The 16,037-nt window shown below is 29.1% G+C and carries 18 protein-coding genes; 3 read left to right on the forward strand and 15 right to left on the reverse strand.

Going from position 1 to position 16,037, the window contains the following annotated elements; genetic code table 11:
• Positions 1-16: 16 nt before the first annotated feature.
• Entirely contained in the window at positions 17-775 is a 759-nt protein-coding gene (locus ACTTA0_RS02380) for a cytochrome c1 (RefSeq protein ID WP_440647128.1), read from the forward strand.
• Here the strand turns inward: ACTTA0_RS02380 and ychF are convergent.
• Genes ychF through lgt form a run of 7 tightly spaced genes read right to left on the reverse strand, consistent with a single transcriptional unit; the run spans position 752 to position 6,668 of the window.
• Positions 752-1,825 (reverse strand): redox-regulated ATPase YchF, encoded by a 1,074-nt coding sequence (gene ychF, locus ACTTA0_RS02385; protein ID WP_440675894.1) that lies wholly within the window; start codon positions 1,823-1,825, stop codon positions 752-754. The genes ACTTA0_RS02380 and ychF overlap by 24 nt on opposite strands.
• A complete protein-coding gene (pth, locus tag ACTTA0_RS02390; RefSeq protein WP_440675895.1) occupies positions 1,825-2,385 on the reverse strand; it encodes an aminoacyl-tRNA hydrolase in 561 nt (186 codons plus the stop codon). Before pth ends, ychF begins: the two co-directional genes overlap by 1 nt.
• Before the next feature lie 40 nt (positions 2,386-2,425).
• Positions 2,426-3,118: a 50S ribosomal protein L25/general stress protein Ctc gene (locus ACTTA0_RS02395; protein ID WP_440675897.1), complete on the reverse strand. Its 693-nt coding sequence runs from the start codon at positions 3,116-3,118 to the stop codon at positions 2,426-2,428.
• 45 nt (positions 3,119-3,163) lie between these two features.
• On the reverse strand, positions 3,164-4,096 hold the full coding sequence (locus tag ACTTA0_RS02400) for a ribose-phosphate pyrophosphokinase (RefSeq protein WP_440675899.1): 933 nt from the start codon (positions 4,094-4,096) through the stop codon (positions 3,164-3,166).
• A gap of 8 nt (positions 4,097-4,104) precedes the next feature.
• Positions 4,105-4,863 carry a peptidoglycan editing factor PgeF gene (gene pgeF / locus ACTTA0_RS02405; RefSeq protein ID WP_440675901.1) on the reverse strand — a complete coding sequence of 253 codons (759 nt, stop codon included), beginning with the start codon at positions 4,861-4,863 and terminating at the stop codon, positions 4,105-4,107.
• Positions 4,856-5,905, reverse strand: a complete 1,050-nt coding sequence (locus ACTTA0_RS02410) for an SAM-dependent methyltransferase (RefSeq protein ID WP_440675903.1) — start codon at positions 5,903-5,905, stop codon at positions 4,856-4,858. The genes pgeF and ACTTA0_RS02410 overlap by 8 nt, the downstream gene beginning before the upstream one ends.
• Positions 5,889-6,668 carry a prolipoprotein diacylglyceryl transferase gene (lgt, locus tag ACTTA0_RS02415; protein WP_440675905.1) on the reverse strand — a complete coding sequence of 260 codons (780 nt, stop codon included), beginning with the start codon at positions 6,666-6,668 and terminating at the stop codon, positions 5,889-5,891. The genes ACTTA0_RS02410 and lgt overlap by 17 nt, the downstream gene beginning before the upstream one ends.
• A 32-nt stretch (positions 6,669-6,700) precedes the next feature.
• On the opposite strand from lgt, the gene ACTTA0_RS02420 reads away from it, so the two are divergent.
• Positions 6,701-6,952, forward strand: coding sequence for a hypothetical protein (locus ACTTA0_RS02420; RefSeq protein ID WP_440656164.1), 252 nt, complete (start codon positions 6,701-6,703; stop codon positions 6,950-6,952).
• On the opposite strand, the gene ACTTA0_RS02425 is transcribed toward ACTTA0_RS02420, so the two are convergent.
• The 3 genes from ACTTA0_RS02425 to ACTTA0_RS02435 are packed head-to-tail and all read right to left on the reverse strand — an operon-like array spanning position 6,930 to position 9,337.
• Positions 6,930-8,249 carry an ATP-binding protein gene (locus tag ACTTA0_RS02425; RefSeq protein WP_440675907.1) on the reverse strand — a complete coding sequence of 440 codons (1,320 nt, stop codon included), beginning with the start codon at positions 8,247-8,249 and terminating at the stop codon, positions 6,930-6,932. The two genes, ACTTA0_RS02420 and ACTTA0_RS02425, sit on opposite strands and share 23 nt — an antisense overlap.
• Entirely contained in the window at positions 8,230-8,907 is a 678-nt protein-coding gene (locus ACTTA0_RS02430) for a response regulator (RefSeq protein ID WP_440675909.1), read from the reverse strand. The genes ACTTA0_RS02425 and ACTTA0_RS02430 overlap by 20 nt, the downstream gene beginning before the upstream one ends.
• A complete protein-coding gene (locus ACTTA0_RS02435; protein ID WP_428080895.1) occupies positions 8,900-9,337 on the reverse strand; it encodes a MarR family winged helix-turn-helix transcriptional regulator in 438 nt (145 codons plus the stop codon). The genes ACTTA0_RS02430 and ACTTA0_RS02435 overlap by 8 nt, the downstream gene beginning before the upstream one ends.
• A gap of 72 nt (positions 9,338-9,409) precedes the next feature.
• On the opposite strand from ACTTA0_RS02435, the gene ACTTA0_RS02440 reads away from it, so the two are divergent.
• Positions 9,410-10,291, forward strand: a complete 882-nt coding sequence (locus ACTTA0_RS02440) for a branched-chain amino acid aminotransferase (RefSeq protein WP_440634686.1) — start codon at positions 9,410-9,412, stop codon at positions 10,289-10,291.
• On the opposite strand, the gene pgsA is transcribed toward ACTTA0_RS02440, so the two are convergent.
• The 5 genes from pgsA to uvrB are packed head-to-tail and all read right to left on the reverse strand — an operon-like array spanning position 10,288 to position 16,027.
• Complete coding sequence (pgsA, locus tag ACTTA0_RS02445; RefSeq protein ID WP_440675911.1) at positions 10,288-10,872, reverse strand: CDP-diacylglycerol--glycerol-3-phosphate 3-phosphatidyltransferase; 585 nt, start codon at positions 10,870-10,872, stop codon at positions 10,288-10,290. The two genes, ACTTA0_RS02440 and pgsA, sit on opposite strands and share 4 nt — an antisense overlap.
• A 2-nt stretch (positions 10,873-10,874) precedes the next feature.
• Complete coding sequence (gene uvrC, locus ACTTA0_RS02450) at positions 10,875-12,710, reverse strand: excinuclease ABC subunit UvrC (RefSeq protein WP_440675913.1); 1,836 nt, start codon at positions 12,708-12,710, stop codon at positions 10,875-10,877.
• Positions 12,697-13,122 (reverse strand): dihydroneopterin aldolase, encoded by a 426-nt coding sequence (locus tag ACTTA0_RS02455; RefSeq protein ID WP_440654787.1) that lies wholly within the window; start codon positions 13,120-13,122, stop codon positions 12,697-12,699. The genes uvrC and ACTTA0_RS02455 overlap by 14 nt, the downstream gene beginning before the upstream one ends.
• On the reverse strand, positions 13,119-13,871 hold the full coding sequence (locus ACTTA0_RS02460) for an SDR family oxidoreductase (protein ID WP_440675915.1): 753 nt from the start codon (positions 13,869-13,871) through the stop codon (positions 13,119-13,121). The genes ACTTA0_RS02455 and ACTTA0_RS02460 overlap by 4 nt, the downstream gene beginning before the upstream one ends.
• Positions 13,853-16,027, reverse strand: coding sequence for an excinuclease ABC subunit UvrB (gene uvrB, locus ACTTA0_RS02465; RefSeq protein ID WP_440675917.1), 2,175 nt, complete (start codon positions 16,025-16,027; stop codon positions 13,853-13,855). The genes ACTTA0_RS02460 and uvrB overlap by 19 nt, the downstream gene beginning before the upstream one ends.
• Between the last annotated feature and the right edge of the window lie 10 nt (positions 16,028-16,037).

Below are 16,037 nucleotides of genomic sequence, written 5' to 3' on the forward strand. Positions count from 1 at the left end.
AAAGTTATTTAAACTAATTTTAATACTTTCATTTTTTTCTCTAAATAGTGTCCAAACATTTGCTGCAGAAAAAGTAGATTATCTTAAAACAGATTGGAGTTTTAAAGGTCTTTTTGGAAAATTTGATAGAGCAGCTCTTCAAAGAGGATATCAAGTTTATACGGAAGTTTGTGCTTCTTGCCATTCAATGAAATATTTGAGCTATAGAAATTTATCAGAAGAGGGTGGACCAGAGTTTTCAGAGGCAGCTGCAAAAGCAATCGCTGCTTCTTTTGAAGTTACAGATGGACCAAATGCTGATGGTGAAATGTTTACTAGACCTGCAAAACTTTCGGATAAATTTGTAATGCCATACGAAAATGTAAAAGCCGCACAAGCAGCTAACGGAGGAGCTTATCCACCAGATATGTCTGTTTTAGTTAAAGCTAGAGGTGGTGGAGTTGATTATATTTATTCTTTACTTCAAGGCTATGAAGATCCACCAAGTGGAGTAACTTTGGATGATGGAGTTTATTACAACAAATATATGTATGGTAATAAGATCAGAATGGCAGCACCATTATCAGATGGAATTGTAGAGTACGGGGATGGTACTAATGCATCAGTTGAACAGATGTCAAAAGATGTAACAACATTTTTAATGTGGGCTGCGGAGCCTCACTTAGAAGCAAGACACCAAATGGGATTTAAAGCTATAGTATATTTGATTATTTTAACTATTTTAGTTTACTTTAGTATGAAGAAAATTTGGTCACGTGTTGAATCTGAAGTTTAATACATCTCCATCTTTAACAATATAATCTTTTCCTTCTAATCTCATTTTCCCGTTTGCTTTAGAATTTACCCATCCATCATTTGCTATAAAATCTTCATAAGAAATAGTTTCAGCTCGAATAAACCCTTTTTCAAAATCAGTATGTATTTCACCTGCTGCCTTAGGAGCTGTACAATTTTTTTTAATTGTCCATGCTCTTGTTTCTTCAGGACCCGATGTAAAATAAGTGTCTAGTTCTAGTATATTGTAACCTTTTTGAATTAACATATTTAATCCAGTTTCTTTTAAACCTATCATTTCCATATAATTTTTTTTCTCTTCAGCAGGTAGTTCATTAATTTGATTTTCAATATCAGCGGATACAATTAGTGTATTTTCATTCCCAAATTTTTCTATGAAATCATTTGTATATTTATTACCGTTCTGAACACTTTGTTCATCAACATTACAGACATATATTTTTGGTTTAATTGATAATAAACCGCTTTGATTTAATTGCTTGGTATCAAATTGTGTTTTTAGAATCGAAATATCTTTGTCATTATTTATGCAATCAAGAGCAATTTCTAAAATTTTAAGTTGTTCCTCATCTACATTTTTCTTGTTATTTTTTTCCAATCTTTTTTGAATACTTTCAAGATCTGCAAGCATCATTTCAGTTTCAATAATTTCCAAATCTCTCACTGGGTTTACGTCAGGATTAACATTTTGGATATCATCTGAATCAAAACATCTAATCATATGAATTACAGCATCAACTTCCCTGATATGAGAAAGAAATTTATTTCCTAATCCTTCTCCTTTTGAAGCTCCTTTTACAAGACCAGCAATATCAACGAATGAAATTGTAGTATTGATTACCTTTTTAGAGTTAGAGACTTTTGATAATTTGGACAATCTTTCATCTGGTACGGGAACTACACCAACATTTGGATCAATTGTACAAAATGGAAAATTAGCTGCTTGTGCTTTACTAGAATTTGTTAGTGCATTAAAAAGCGTAGACTTACCAACATTTGGCAAACCAACAATTCCACATTTAAAACTCATTATTTATTATTAACTGTACTTGAAAATAGATCTAATTTTTTTTCAATTAATATTGAAATTGACTCAGTAATATTATTTGTAATTTTTTCTAATCCAACCATTTCATCATCATCGAAATTTTGAAGCACAAAATCACTTACTTCCATATTGTCTTTTGGTTTTCCAATACCAATCCTTACTCTGGAATAGTCTTTACCAATAAATTTATCTATTGAAGCTATACCATTATGACCTGCACTAGATCCACCAAACTTAGCTTTAATTTTCCCAAATTCTACATCTAAATCATCATGAAAAACTATGACATCCTCGGCATCAATTTTAAAATATTCTATTAATTCTCTTATACAAATTCCTGAATTATTCATGAAAGTTAAAGGTTTAATTGCATATATTTTTTTGTCTCCAACATTTCCTGTTGTAAGCAAACCTTTAAATTTTGGTTTTTGTTTTGATAGACCAAATTTTTTATTTATCGAGTCTATAATTTTAAAACCTACATTATGTCTATTATTTTCACTATCGGGCGTTGGGTTACCTAGTCCTACAAATAAAAGCATAAAAATTTTTTAATGGAAAACAAACTTCAGTCTAAATAATTTATTTTTTTTCTTCAGCAGGCTTCTCTTCGCCTTCAGCAGCTGGTTTATCGCCTTCAGCTGGTGCAGCAGCGTCGGCACCACCTGCTTCACCCTCTGCAGCTTCAGCTTCAGCTGGTTTTTCTGGCTCTTTCATTACAGTTGGAGCCGCAAGTGTTGCAATAACGAAATCCCTACCTTGAATAGTTGGTACAACTTCAGGATCTAGATTAATTGATGAAATTTTAAAACTTACTCCAATATCAATACCATCTAAATCAATCAAAAGATTGTCAGGTATTTTTTCACTTGGACATTTTAATTCAACTTTTCTTCTTACAATATTTAATACTCCGCCTTTTTTTAATCCAGGTGATTTTTCGTGATTAATAAATTTAACTGGAACCTCAATTCTAATTTTTAGACCAGGCACAACTCTTAAAAAATCAACATGCATAGGTTCGTCTGACAAGATGTGATATTTTACTTCTCTAGGAAGTACATTTTGTGGTTTACCGTTTACATTTAATGTAAGAATTGTAGATAAAAAATTTGAGTCTTCTAACATCGACTTTAGCAGTTTCTTAGATATAGAAACTTTTTCATTTTGAGCTTCACCGCCGTAAATTATAGCCGGAACTTCTCCATTATCTCTTAGTGAGTTAAGCTCGCCTTTTGTTTTAGTATCTCTGATGTTAGCTTCTAAAGTATTCATAAAAACAAGGGTTTTTAGCTCAAGATCCTTAATAACACAAGGTAATTATTTAAATAAATCAGATACAGAAGTAGAATTTGATATTCTTTTAATTGCTTCACCCATTAGCCCTGAAATAGATAAAACTTCAATGTTTTTTGCACCTTTTATTTTGTTACTATTATCAATTGTGTCTGTAATTACTAAATTTTTGATAACAGAATTTTTAATTTTTTTGACCGCTTCGCCACTAAGTACACCGTGAGTAATATAAACGTAAACTTCTTTTGCACCTCTATCTTTTAGAGCTTTAGCTGCATTTACGATTGTTCCACCAGAGTCAATGATATCGTCTACAATTATACATGTCTTACCTTTTACATCCCCAATCACATTCATAACCTGAGATTGTCCTGGCTTAGGTCTTCTTTTATCTACTATAGCTAGACCAACATTTAAAAGTTTTCCAAGAGATCTTGCTCGCTCAGTACCACCCACATCTGGAGCAACACAAATCATATTTTTACTTTTAATTTTTTTCTTAACGTGTCTTGCAAAAATAGGAGTAGCAAACAAGTTATCTACTGGAATATCAAAAAATCCTTGAATTTGTCCTGCGTGCAAATCTACTGTTACAACACGATCTGCTCCTGCTTTTGTAATCAGGTTAGATACTAGTTTTGCTGAAATTGAAGTTCTTGGGACAACTTTTCTATCTTGTCTTGCATAACCAAAATATGGAATTACAGCAGTTATATTTTTGGCAGATGATCTTTTTAAAGCATCTATGCATAATAAAAGTTCCATTAAATTATCATTAGCTGGTGAAGAAACAGATTGAATAATAAAAATACTATTTCCTCTTATGTTTTCATTAATCTCAACATAAATTTCACCATCAGAAAAATTTCTAATACTTGAATTGACTAATTTAGATTTTAAATATTTAGCAATATTCTTACTAAGAGGTTTATTGCTGTTTCCTGATAATAATTTCATGAAAAAACCTAATTAAGCATAATTATTGAAATATTTCTACCATAATCAGCATGATCTAAACTTTTTGATCTTCTAGCACTAAAAAATTTATTTTTAGCATCGAATGTATCAACGTCAATTTTTTCTATTTTTTTCACACCAGACTTAAGAATTAATGATTTAACATAACTGGATAAGTTAAAATATAACTTTTCTTTACCCATTTTAAAAAATTTATGACTAGTTTTGTCTTTTCTTGTAAATTTTTTATAAAAATCTTTTTGAACTTCATAATTTTTAACTGATATTGATGGACCTATAACTGCAGTAATATTTTTTGTTTTAGACCCTCTCTTAACCATAAATTTAATCACTTTTGATATAATTCCCTTAAAAGCACCCTTCCATCCTGAATGAATTGCAGCTATCATTTTTCTCTGATTATCAAAAACCAGTATTGGCACACAATCTGCGGTCAAAACTGCAATAGGTAAATTTATTTGGTCAGTAATAATTGCATCAGCCTTAGGTTTTATTTTTGATTTATGCTTTTTGTCAATAAACACGAATTTATTACTATGAATTTGGTTAAGTAAAAAAATATTTTTTGATTTCTTGGAAATTTTATTTTTAACAATATTTAAATTTTTTTTTACACTTGAACTATTGTCATTTGAACCTGGACCACAATTTAAACTTTTATAAATATTTTTTGATACACCACCGATGCTATTAAAAAAACCATGTTTGATAACTTTATTTTTTGAAAGCTTTTTAGATTTAATCAATTTGAAAACCTGTTTTAAATTTATTGTTTTTAATTTTAATCAACATTACCTTAAATAACTCTCCCATTTGTTTCTCATCAATTAAACGTCTAATTCTATAAAATAGATCTGTTTTTTGTGAGAAGGCTATATTATTACTTACAATCTCTGCTCTCTGCAAAATTCCCATACTTGTTAAGAATTTTTTTTGATTAGTAATTAGATGATCTAGTTTTTCAAATTGATTAATATAATTAGCATATAAATTAAAATTTAAATTGTATGTGATATCAGAATCACCAATATCTTCTAATATGTTTGAGAATTTATGATCTTTTATTGCTTGAATAGTATTTTTTATTTTCAGATCTAAATATCCATAATCAATTATTAAAAGTCCACCATTTCTGTTCTCAATAATTTTACAAATTTTCTCTAGATATTTAAACGCTTCGGGAGAGTATTCAATAATATCTTGGTCCCTAGATATTTCAAATTTAAGTTTTTGCTCTATTGTTTTAATATCAACTTCTTTATCATTGAACTCAGCCTTTTTGTAAGTTTTTAAATTAACATATCTTTCAAACCAATTATTCTCCTTTTTAAAAAATTGCTTTATTGGAAGTGCATCAAAAAATTCGTTTGCAAGATAAATGCAAGGAAATGTGTTATCGATTTCAACTTCATTTACCCAGATTATTTTTTCAGAATTTAAATTTTTTTTTTGTTCATCAATTAAATATGAGCTTTTTTCATGGATCATTAAATTACAGGAGTTAAAACAATCTGGAAAATTCTTTAATGTTTCAGACAGAACTTTCATCATTTCTCCATTACCAGCGCCAAGTTCAATTAAGTTAAATTTTTTAGGTGAACCGATGCTTTTCCAAAAAGTTATTACCCAAATCGCAATTATTTCTGAAAATAGTCTTGTGATGTTGGGAGACGTAATAAAATCACCTTCCTTTCCAAAGGGATTTTTTTTCATATAATAACCATTTTCTTTATCGTAAAGAGCGTGATTTATAAATTGATCTAGAGGTAAATTATTCGACTTGTTCATTTTTTTTCAAAAAGAAAATAATTAATCCAATTATTAAAAAGATAAAACTTATTAACTGACCCATAGTTAAATTGAATATTAGGTATCCCAATTGATCATCTGGAACTCTAAAAAATTCAACAATAAATCTAAAGATTGAATAGAAAATTAAAAATAATCCAGAAATCAATCCAGCTTTTTCAAAATTTCCTCTACTTCTAAAATAAACTAAAATTAAAAATAAAATTAAACCTTCTAGTAATGCCTCATAAATTTGTGAGGGATGTCGTGTTTGATTATCTATTTGTATGAAAGTAACTGCCCAAGGTAAATTAGTTATAGTTCCATAAAGTTCAGAATTTATAAAATTTGCAATTCTTCCAAAAAATATTCCAATAGGTGCAACTAGAGCGACGACATCTAAATATAGAAACGTATTTTGATTATTTTTTTTTGCAAACAATATAGTTGCTACAACAATACCAATTACTCCTCCGTGAAAAGACATGCCGCCTTCCCATACTTTTAAAATATCTAATAGATTATTGATATAGAATTCAAAATTATAAAATAATACATAACCAATTCTTCCACCTAAAATAATTCCGATGATTAAGTACGTTATATAATCATCAAAGTCTTTATTTATTTCAGAATTCTTTAAGAATAGTTTTTTTGCTATTAACCATCCAAATAAAATACCAGCTATATAAGCTAGAGAATACCATCTAATTTCTAAAGAAAATATTTCTATTGCAACTGGGTCAAAATTATTGATGAACATTTTAAATTATATCTATATTGTATATCTCAAATATGAAAAATTCTAAATTTATAATTGATAAATTTGCAAAACTACTAGAGCAGGGATTAATAACTTCAAAAGATTTATCATCTGAAATCTTAAATATATTTAAGTCAAAGAGAGATGAATTTGTTTTTAAAATGAAACTTACAAGCAAGGATGAATTTGATATTCTTTCAAAGAGAGTTGAAAATTTAGAAAATAAAATTTCAAAATTAGAAACAAAAAAAAAGAAGAAAACTAGACCGGCAAAAAGATCTTAACTCTTAGCCCATTAAATTTTGATTTTTCCAGCATAATGTTACCACCATGGGATTTGATAATATCAGAAGCAATTGACATTCCTAGACCAACACTAGATTTTGAATCATTTCTCCCTTTGTCCATCTTATAAAAAGGTTTAAATACGTTTTCGTGTTCTTTTTTAGGTATTCCTGGACCGTCATCATCAATAATTATAAATAGGTTTGTATTTTTTTTGGTTAGGCTTATTTCAACTTTGTTTGCATATTTTAATCCGTTATCAATCAAGTTATTTAAAGATCTATTGATAAGGTTCTTTCTGCCATTAATATAAATTCTAGGAATTAAATTATGAGAAATGTTTTTATTATTATATTTTTTTATAATTTCCTCTATTAGTTCTGAAAGATTAAACATTTCGTCTTTTTCAACATATGATGAGCTTGTAAATTGCAGATATTCATTAAGCATTTTTTCCATTTCGTTAATATCATCTGTTAACTTATCAACTGCATCTTTATCTTTAAGAAAAGCTAATTGTAGCTTCATTCTTGTTAAAGGAGTTCTTAAATCATGACTAATGCCTGATAACATTTCAGTTCTCTGATTAAGATGTCTTTCAATTCTCTTTCTCATTTTGTCAAATTCATGACCTGCTTGACGTATCTCAAGTGCTCCTGAGGGTTTAAATTCTTCTATGTCTTCTCCTTTTCCAAATCTTTCAGCAGCGCGAGCTAAATTTGTAATTGGTCTCGTTTGGTTTTTTAAAAATATTAATGAAATAATAACCATTATAATTGCAGGAACTGTAATCCACAGTGCAAATATTCTTGCAGAGGTACTAGTGACCCGATCTTTTGGAACTAAAAATTTAAAATATCCATCTTCATATTTTATTCTTAAATCAACTAGTTCTTTATAGTTTGTAGTATTAAACCAGAAGATCTCAGGAGAAAATTTAGATTTCAATTCTCTTCTTAAAGTTCGATCAATTGGACTAAACCATCTTTCTTTATTTTGATCACTTAATTTTTCATCAACAACTAATTCAATATTTAAATCTAGAAATAATGAAAATAGGTTTGTCACTTCTTGTTTATCATTTTCCTCATTTTGATAAGCTTCTACAAAAGCACTAATTTCATTAACCAGGGTTCTGGTCATGCCTTTATTAGTTTTAATCCACAAACTATCAAAAAAAACAATGGTGATTATTAATTGGATAGTAATTACTGGGACAGCAACAATTAAAAGTGCTCTATAAAATAATCTTTTTGGTAAAACTTTTTTTAAATAATTACTCAATCCAGAGAACATATCCTGCACCTCTAATTGTTTGCAAAAACTTAGGACTTTTTTGATCTATTTCAATTTTTTTTCTCAATCTAGTAATAATAACATCGATAGATCTTTCTTTATCTAGATTAATTAATTTTCCTATATCTTCTCTTGAAAATGTTTTTCCAGGACTATTAATCATTTTTTCTAAAATTGTCTTTTCAGTATTATTAATTTTAAATTCTTTTTGATCTCTAATAATTAAAAGTTTATTTAAGTCGATTTTGACATTTTCAAATTCAATAATTCTTTTTTGCTCAGTTTTTTGTGTCTTATCTAAAATGTTTTTTATTCTTAGAATTAATTCTTTAGGTTCAAATGGTTTGGGCAAATAATCATCTGCACCAACTTCAAGACCTTCTATTCTTTCCTTAGCTTCTCCTTTAGCAGTAAGAAGTATTATCGGAGTATCTAGATTTTTTTTATTTTCTTCTATAAATTCTAATCCATTCTTTCCAGGCATCATTATATCGAGCACAATTAAATCAAACTTTATTATTTTTATTTTCTCTGAGGCATCTTCAGCACTGTCAGCTGTAGTTACTAAATAATTATTTTCGTTTAAAAATTTCTTTACTAATGATCTAATACCATCGTCGTCATCAACTACTAAAATATGAGCTAAAAAATTATCCATTAATTATTTTATTTAATACATTGTCAAAATTAACAACTTCTTCTGAAGTTGAATTTAAAAGAGCAGAATAAATTCTTTTTTTTTGTAAATTAAAAATTTCTTCAAATATTTTCTTTCCTTTTTCGTTTAAAAACACATGTTTAACCCTAGTATCTTGATCATTTTTCTTAAATATGACGATATCTAACTTTATTAAATCTTTTAAAACTCTGTTGAGGCTCTGCTTTGTTACTTTTAATTTTTTTAGAAGATCTGAAATAGAGATACCTTCATAAGATGAAATTAGGTGAATAACCTTATGGTGGGCTACACCAATTGAATATTTATCTAAAATTTTTTTGGAGTCAGAAAATGTCTCTCTATAACTAACAAATAATTTTTCAATTAAACCCTTAAGTTGATCGTCTTTAAGATATAAAAGTTCTTTCATAATGGGTAAGTTATATTGACATATCAAAGATACAAAGATATTTTTCACTGATATTTTAAAATATTTTCACTAATGATACCGTACGATAAAAGATCTGGAAAAATTTGGTACAACGATGAACTTGTTGATTGGGGAGATGTAAAGCTCCATGTATTAAGTCATGGTTTACATTATGCGAGTTGTGTTTTTGAAGGTGAAAGAGTTTATGATGGCTCTATTTTTAAATTAGAGGAACATACATCTAGATTTTTTCATTCCGCTAGAAGAATGGGTTTTGAAATTCCTTATACTGAAGACCAAATTAATACTGCTTCAAATAAAATAATTGCAACTCAGAATGTAGAAAACGGATATGTAAGACCAGTAGCTTGGAGAGGCACTGAAATGATGGCTATTTCAGCACAACAAACAAAAATTCATGTTGCAATTGCAACTTGGGAATGGGGATCTTACTTTGATCCAAAACTAAAAGTTGAAGGTATTAAATTAAATATTTCAAACTGGAGAAGACCAGCTCCTAATACAATACCTTGGGATACCAAAGCATCAGGTTTGTATATGATTTGCACATTATCAAAACATGAAGCTGAAAAACAAGGTTACACAGATTCTTTAATGTTAGATCATGAAGGTAATATTGCTGAAGCAACAGGGGCCAATGTATTTTTTAAAGATAAAAATGGAGAAATTCACACACCAATCCCAGATTCATTCTTAGATGGAATTACGAGAAGAACTGTAATTGGAATTGCAAAATCAAAAAATATAAAAGTACATGAAAGAAAAATTAGTCCCACAGAACTTCCTAATTTCGTAGGATGCTTTTTAACAGGCACTGCTGCTGAAGTTACACCCGTCTCTTGTATTGCAGAAAATCAATTCAAAGTTTGTGATACAATCATTGATCTAAATGAAAGTTATCAAGCATTGGTGAGAAAGAAAAAAGCAGCTTAGTCTTTGTTATCTTCTGATATTGCGTGATCAATACCCTTTCGTAAATAATCATAACCTGTAAATAAAGTAAGCGCAGCTGATAACCATAAAAGAATAATTCCAATAGTTTGAGCATTATAATCTTCAAAGCTGATTATTTTATTTCCAGTATCTCCTGAAAGCAGAAGACCAATAGCAACCATTTGTAATACTGTTTTAAGTTTAGCAAGATTTGAAACTGGAAGTTTGATCTGACCTTTTGCTAAAAATTCCCGTAATCCAGAAATTAAAATTTCTCTAGTTAAAATTATTATAGCTGCAATAACCTCATAATTTCGGATTGTTCCATCCATCACCAGTAAAATTAGAGCTGTAGCGACTATAATTTTATCTGCAATTGGATCTAATAGTTCTCCCAATTTAGACTCTTGTCCTAACATTCTAGCTAACATGCCATCTAAAAAATCTGTAAATGAAGCAATTATAAATAAAATTAAAGCAGTTAAATCACCATAAAAACCTGGAAGATAAAATGCTAAAACAAAGAAGGGTACAATTATTATTCTCCCTATTGTCAGAATATTTGGAATTTTTTTTAACATAATTATTCGTGAAAGAAGTTATATATCTTTTTTGCTACTTTTTCTTCAACACCTTCAACAGATTTAATTTCATCCAAACTAGCAGACTCAACAGATCTTGCTGACCCAAAATGGTTTAACAGTGCTCTTTTTCTAATTGCTCCAATACCTTCAATTTGGTCTAGTAAAGATTTGCTAATTCCTTTTTTTCTCTTTGCTCTGTGGGCACTGATTGCAAATCTGTGTGATTCATCTCTTATCCTTTGAAGGAAGAATAGAGTAGGGTCATTTTTTGAGAATTTATATTCTTTGCCATTGTGAAAAAATGTTTCATTTCCACTATTACGAAATTTACCCTTTGCTATTGCAATAATTGGAATGTCGTGAAGCCCCAATTCATTTAAACTTTCTCTAGCTACTGAATATTGTCCTTTTCCTCCATCTACTAATACTAAATCAGGAAAAGTGAGATAATTATCTTTTTCCTGAACAGCACGTTTAAACCTTCTGTTTAATACTTCTCTCATCATACCATAATCATCTTGCTCATTTTTTTTATGTTTGATATTGAACTTTCGATATCTCTTTTTAATAAATCCTTCATCACCATATGCAATTAAAGCTCCAACACTATTTGTTCCTTGGATATGGCTGTTATCATAAACCTCAATTAAATTTATATTTGTTTCAAGATTGAATTTTTTTGCAACTTCATCAAAAAGTTCTCGATTATTTTGACTTTCATAAAGTTTTCTATTCAAACTATCTTTTGCATTTTTTATTGCTTGATTAACTACTTTTAGCTTTGAACCTTTTTTAGCAACACTAATATTAATTTGTTTTCCTTCTTTTTGAGTTAAAGTTTTTTCGATTAAAATTTTTTCACTTATTTCTTCAGATAGTATTATTGCAGAAGGTACACTTTTATTTTCATAAAATTGAGAAACAAATGAATTTAAAATATCTCCTAATTTTTCATCTGGGTCATGTTTTGGGAAAAAAGCTTGGTTACCCCAATTTTGTTTTGAACGATAAAAAAATACTTGAATACAAGTTTTTCCAGACTCTTTGTATCCAGCAATAACATCTGCCTCTACTAAGTTTGCCTCATTAATTCTTTGAGAAGATTGAATAATATTTAAAGCTTTAATTCTATCCCTTAAAATTACTGCTTTTTCAAAATCTAATTCCTCACTTGCTTTTTCCATTTGACTTGAAAGATTTTTTTGAATTTTTCTTGATTTACCTGATACAAATTCAATAGCATCATCAACTGTTTGTTGATAATCATTTTTTTCAACATAGCCAACACATGGTCCGGAACATCTTTTTATTTGATAAAGGATACAAGGTCTTTCTCTATTTTTAAAAACAGTATCATCACAAACTCTTAGATGAAAAATTTTTTGGATCATCTTTATAGTCCAGTTAGCTGAACCAGCTGACGCAAAAGGTCCGAAATAAAACCCTTCTTTTGTCTTTTTTCCTCTATGTCTTTTGATTTGTGGCCATTTATCCTTGTTACCAATAAAGATGAATGGAAAAGACTTATCATCCCTTAATAAAATATTGAACTTTGGTTTAAATTTTTTAATTAGGTTTGCTTCTAGAAGTAGCGCTTCACTTTCATTTGAAGTAGTTGTTATCTCTAATTTTCTAGTTTGAGACAACATTCTCTCTGTTCTTATTATATGATTTTTTTCAGATACATAACTTTTAAGTCTATTAGGAAGATTTTTTGCTTTTCCCACATAAAGGATTTCATTTTTTTCATTTAACATCCTGTAGACACCAGGAAGTTTAGGGACTAGCGAGAGCTCTTTTTTAATTACCTCTTTTCCTATTTCAGAGCTTATCATGACTTCTTTTTTTGGTAATTTGAATACCAACAGATGAACATTGCTTAAGAATTTCTAATTTCTCAATTTTCAACATTATTTTAGCAATCCTTTGATCTTTGAATAATTCATCAAATACGGCTTCAGCTAATGTTTCAAGAAAGTTGTAATGTTTTTTTTTAACGAGTTTTGTGATCAATTTTACAATTGTTCCATAATTTACAATCGACTTTATATCTTTATCACTTGATGGCTTTTTATCCTCGTAATCAATTTCTAGGCTAAATTTGACTTTTTGAGGCTTTTTCTTTTCAAAGTCATAATAGCCAAGTTTTAAATTTAAAATTAGTTCATTAATTAGAATTTTCTTTTCGTAATTAAAAAGACTTTTATTTTTATTTATTCTTACAATCTTAAAATTACTTCTTTTCATTCTTTGCCCATTATATCTGGCGTTTGCCAGTTTAAATTTTGTCCACTATCTATTGCTAAAACTTGACCTGTAATAGATATATTTTTTATAAAAAAGTCAACAGCATTACATATTTGTTCAACATTCACCTGCCTTTTTAATGGGGTTGCTAAATACTGTTTTCTAAAATGTTTTTCAGATTGTCTTTGATTTTTAATAGTAGGCCCAGGTGCAATGCCGTTTACTCTAATCTTTGGAGCTAAACTCATAGCACTAGTTTTAGTCAAAGTATAAAGTCCAGTTTTACTAATCGTGTAAGAAAAAAAATACGGAGTTAGTTTAAAAACTCTTTGATCAATAATATTAATTATGTTGTTATTTGTACCTTTGACATTTTTTGCAAACTCTTTTGATAACAATGCTGGTGTTCGTAAATTTGTTCTTAAATGTTGCCCCCAACTATCTGTTGTAAAGTTCTCCAATTTATCATTTTCGAACAAAGAAGCGTTATTAATTAGACAATCAAAGTATTTAAGTTTCGATTTTGCATATTTTACAATTTTATTTACATCATTTTCTTTACTCAAATCACCTTTAACCAAGTAAACTTTAGTACCATTATTTGATAGTTCTTTTTTTAACTTCTCAGCTTTTAATTTTGATTTATTGAAATGAATGAGAATTTCTTTATTGGGACCAGATAATTTTTTTGCAATTGCAGCACCAATTCTTGTTGCTCCACCTGTAATAATTATTTTCCGTGCTTCCATTTTTTATCTCTTTTTTTTGTAACTTTTGTTCCAGGCATTCCCATTGTTGATCGGCCTTTTGGATAAAGTTTGTTTTTTACATCATACTGCCTTATTTTAGGATTTAATGTAATTTCTAATTCGCTACTTTCCAACTTTCTTATTTCATCTCTAATTTTAGCAGCTTCTTCAAATTCAAGATTAGATGCAGCTTCTTTCATCTTTTTATCTAGTGCTTTAAGATGTTTTTTTAAATTTCCTCCAATATTAGAGCCTTCACTTATTTTTACATAATCCTTTTCATAAACACTCTCTAAAATGTCACTTATTTCTTTTTTAACTGATGTAGCACTAATTTTATGTTTTTTATTGTAAGCTATTTGAATATTTCTTCTTCGATCTGTTTCAGCAACTGCCTTTTTTATACTTTTAGTTTCTTTATCAGCATACAAAATAACTTTTCCATCTACATTTCTTGCTGCTCTTCCTATTGTTTGGATAAGAGAGGTTTCTGATCTTAAAAATCCTTCTTTGTCTGCATCTAAAATTCCAACTAGCGCACATTCAGGAATATCAAGACCTTCTCTTAATAAGTTGATACCAACTAAAACATCGAATACACCCATCCTCAAGTCTCTCATTATTTCAATTCTTTCTAAAGTATCGATATCTGAGTGAAGGTACCTAACTTTAATTCCATTTTCATGAAGATATTCAGTTAAATCTTCTGCCATTTTCTTGGTAAGAGTTGTGACTAAAACTCGATGATTGTTTTCAATCACTCTTTTGCATTCGTGCATCAAATCATCTACCTGATTTTTTGCAGGTCTAATTTCAACTACAGGATCAATTAGTCCAGTTGGTCTGATAACTTGATCAATAAATTTTCCTTTTGTTTGCTCTAGTTCCCACGGTCCCGGTGTTGCAGATACAAATACAGTTTGAGTTCTCATTAAATCCCACTCTTCAAACTTTAATGGTCTATTATCCATACACGATGGTAGTCTAAAACCATATTCTGCAAGAGTACTTTTTCTTGATCTATCTCCTTTATACATTCCATTCAGCTGTGGAACAGTTACGTGACATTCATCAACAAATATTAGAGTGTTATCTGGAAAATATTCAAATAGAGTAGGAGGGGGTTCTCCCGGTTTTCTTCCAGATAAAAATCTTGAATAGTTTTCAATTCCAGCACAAGAACCAGTTGCTTCAATCATTTCTAAATCAAACTTAGTTCTTTCTTCTAACCTTTGAGCCTCTAATAATTTATTTTCTGCTCTATGTTTTTTTAAAGTTATTTCTAATTCTTTTTTAATATTAATAACTGCCTGTTCAATTGTAGGTTTTGGAGTTATGTAGTGACTATTCGCATAGACTTTTACTAAACTTAGTTCTCTAACTTTATCTCCAGTTAAAGGATCAAACTCTTCAATTTGCTCTAATTTATCTCCAAAAAGACAAAGTCTCCAAGCTCTGTCCTCTAAATGAGAAGGAAATATCTCTAAATATTCTCCTCTTGCTCTAAATGTTCCTCTATAAAAATTTTGATCATTTCTTTTATATTGTAAAGCAACTAAAGATTTAATTATTTCTTCTCTGTTGTAATCATAATTTTTTTGAAGAGTTAGCGTCATTTTACTGTACGCCTCAACAGAACCTAATCCATAAATACATGAAACACTTGCTACAATTAAAACATCATCTCTTTCCAAAAGAGATCTGGTTGCAGAGTGTCTCATTCGATCAATTTGTTCATTAATCGATGCCTCTTTTTCTATATAAGTGTCAGATCTTGGAACATAAGCCTCCGGTGTATAATAGTCATAATAAGAGACAAAGTACTCAACTGCATTATCTGGAAAAAATGTTTTCATTTCTCCATAGAGTTGTGCTGCAAGTGTTTTGTTTGGAGCAAGTATCAATGCTGGTCTATTAGTAGCCTCGATTACTTTTGCCATTGTAAAAGTTTTTCCAGATCCTGTAACTCCAAGTAATACTTGATTAAATTGATCTTTATTTGCACCATTTACTAATTTCTTAATAGCTTCTGGTTGATCACCTGCAGGTTTAAAATCAGATTTAATTTTGAATTTTTTTCCACCTTCGAGTTTTCCACCAATTTTAGGATTTTTACTCTGAATATCTGTAATTAAATCTTGATAAGTATTTTCCATATATTAAACA

Source organism: Candidatus Pelagibacter sp. HIMB1593 (genome assembly GCF_052047755.1).
Taxonomy (GTDB): domain Bacteria; phylum Pseudomonadota; class Alphaproteobacteria; order Pelagibacterales; family Pelagibacteraceae; genus Pelagibacter.